Origin of the sequence: Kitasatospora sp. NPDC056783 (assembly GCF_042789895.1) — a bacterium.
Taxonomy (GTDB): Bacteria; Actinomycetota; Actinomycetes; order Streptomycetales; family Streptomycetaceae; genus Kitasatospora.
In genome coordinates this window covers 1-2796 of the sequence record NZ_JBHUAF010000617.1, presented here as the reverse complement: position 1 = coordinate 2796, position 2796 = coordinate 1, and the positions used below count along the sequence as shown (strand labels likewise).

General features: G+C 76.0%; 1 protein-coding gene and 1 pseudogene. Both read left to right on the top strand.

Going from position 1 to position 2796, the window contains the following annotated elements; all coding sequences use genetic code 11:
- Nucleotides 1–942 (top strand): annotated as a pseudogene (locus tag ACFRMQ_RS39880) (hypothetical protein); the annotation flags it as partial.
- Nucleotides 943–1172: 230 nt separating this feature from the next.
- On the top strand, nucleotides 1173–2705 hold the full coding sequence (locus tag ACFRMQ_RS39875; protein WP_380735801.1) for a N,N-dimethylformamidase beta subunit family domain-containing protein: 1533 nt from the start codon (nucleotides 1173–1175) through the stop codon (nucleotides 2703–2705).
- Nucleotides 2706–2796 lie beyond the last annotated feature (91 nt).

The window sequence follows — 2796 nt, the reverse complement described above, 5'->3', positions numbered from 1 at the left end:
GTCCTGGCGGCGCCGCCGAGGCCGCCGAGGCGCGGTCCGGCCGCGCTCGCCGACCGGATCACCCGCCGGATCACCCGCCGCCTGCTCGGCGCCTGTCGCGGCCACTCCGCCGAACTGGAGCGCTCGGTCGCGAGCTGGGCCTCCGAGCAGGCCAGGACGGTCGACTACGGCCTGCGGATCGCCGCCCAGGAGCAGGTCGGCCTCGCCTACGCCGGCTGGGACCGGCTGCTCACCCGGGTCGCGCTGCCCGCCTGGCGGCTCGGCCGCCACCCGGCGCACCTCAACGCCGGAGTGGTTTCCGCCCTCACCGAGCTCTCCCGCCGCGACCGGCTGGCCGGCGGCTACGGCAGCCGGCTCGGCGACCGCCCCGCCTGCGACCTGCTGGAGGAGCCCGGCGACGTCGACCGGGCGGTCTCCCGGCTCGCCGCCGACCTCTTCTTCGGCCGCCCGGCGGCCGGCGGCTGGCACGAGCTGGAGTGGGCCGACTACCCGGCCGAGGTGGTGGACGCCGGCTGGCGGGCGGGCGCCGCCACCCTCCAGACCGCCCTGGACCGGCTCGCCCCGCGGTCCCGCCCCGGCGCCCCGACCCTCACCCGGCTGCTGGGCCGGCTCGCCGAGGGCGACGGCGAGGTGCTGGCCGCCGCGCTCGCCGCCCAGCTGGCCCGCACCACCGCCCCGGCCCCGCTGCTGGAACCCGCCCGCAGCGGCCGCGACCTGCTGGTCGACCACGTCACCGCGATGGTCTGCTGCGCGGCCGTGGACACCGCCGGCGGCGCCCCCGGTCTGGACTGGCTGGACGGCCCGGTGCTGCTGCTCGGCGAGGTCCGCCGCACCGACCTGGCCGGCCCGGTCGCCCAGGCCGTCGAGCAGGGCCAGGACGGACCGCTGCGCGCCTGGCTCGACGCCGCCGACGTCCGGTTGGAGAAGCCCGTGCGCCTCTGACGTCCCCGGCGTTCCGGGAGGGCGCACGGTGCCCTCGTACGCGCCCCCGATCCGGCCGGCCGCCGGGCGTCTCCGCAGGCCGGAGGCCCTCTCCGGGAGGCGCGCGAGATTCTCCGCGCCAATTGCCTCCGGAGGGTGACGCAACGCCTGCACTCTGTGGTGTATTAGACCGCACGCACATCCGGGGGGCACGTGCCAACCCCGGACGGAAGTGCACCTGGGAGGGGCGCGTGAGGACCGAACTCAACCGTCGCTGGGAGTCGGGTACGCACGCCTACAGCGTCTCCGACCCCTTCGGCCAGGGCCCGCTGCCCTGGCTGCGCAGCCCGGACCAGTACCTGGCCGAGGGCGCCGTGCCCTGGTACGTCTCGGTGGACGCGCCCGGCCAGCAGCCGCTGGCCGTCGGCACCCGGCTCAAGCCGCCGGTCGGCACCCCGCAGGGCGCCAACGACGTGGACCAGCAGATCAAGGGCTTCGCCTCGGCCGGGGTGGTCCGCCCCGGCGGCTCGGTGGACTTCCGGGTCACCGTCAACCCGCCCCGCGAGTTCACCGTGGACGTCTACCGGATCGGCCACTACGGCGGCGACGGCGCCCGCTTCATGACCTCCACCCCGCACATCGCCGGCCTCGCCCAGCCCGCCCCGCTGGTGGCCGACCGGACGGTCTCCTGCCACCACTGGTGGCACTCCTGGCGGCTCCAGATCCCGCCGCACTGGAAGCCCGGCTCGTACGTCGCCGTGCTGACCACCGCGGACATGCTGCACCGCAGCCACATCCCGTTCACCGTCCGGGACTGCGAGGCCCGGGCGCGCGCCGCCGAACTGCTGCTGGTGCTCCCGGACGTGACCTGGCAGGCGTACAACCTGTTCCCCGAGGACGGCCGCACCGGCGCCAGCCTCTACCACGCCTGGGACGGCCGCGGCGGCCTGGTCGGCGAACCGGAGGCGGCCGTCACCGTCTCCTTCGACCGTCCGCACGCCACCGCCGGACTGCCGCTGCACGTCGGCCACGCGTACGACTTCATCCGCTGGGCCGAGCGCTACGGCTACGACCTCTCGTACGCCACCGCCACCGACCTGCACGCCGGCCTGGTGGACCCGTCCCGGCACCGGGCGCTGGTCTTCCCCGGCCACGACGAGTACTGGTCCGAGCCGATGCGCCGGGCCGCCGAGCGGGCCCGGGACGGCGGCACCTCGCTGGTGTTCCTCTCCGCCAACACCATGTACTGGCGGGTCGAGCTGAGCGCCGCCGCCTCCGGCGAGCCCAACCGGCTGCTCAACTGCCGCAAGCGGCAGAAGGTCCGCGCCGGCAGCCCGGCCGCCGGCGCGGCAGGCGCGGCCAGCGCGCTGTGGCGGGACGCCGGGGAGCCCGAACAGCACGTGCTCGGGGTGCAGTACTCGGGGCGGGTCGCCGCGCCCGTCCCGCTGGTGGCCCGGCACACCGCGCACTGGCTCTGGGACGGCACCGGGCTCCAGGAGGGCGACGAACTGCCCGGACTGGTGGCCGGCGAGGCCGACCGGTACTACCCCAAGGTGGCGCTGCCCGAGCACGTCGAGCGGGTGCTGCTGGCGCACTCGCCCTACCAGGACCCGGTCGGCCGCACCCGCTACCAGGAGACCTCGCTCTACCGGGCGCCCAGCGGGGCGTACGTCTTCGCGGCCGGCACCTTCGCGTGGTCGCCCGCGCTGGGCCGGCCGGGACTGACCGACGAGCGGATCCAGCGGGCCACCGCCAACCTGCTGGACCGGCTCTGCAAGAACTAGTGCCGCATCAGACAACGTTCGCCCTCTTGTGACCAGGCGCCCGGGTGCTGCGGCTGGCGGCTCCGGGCGGTCAGAATGATCACGTGGCTGA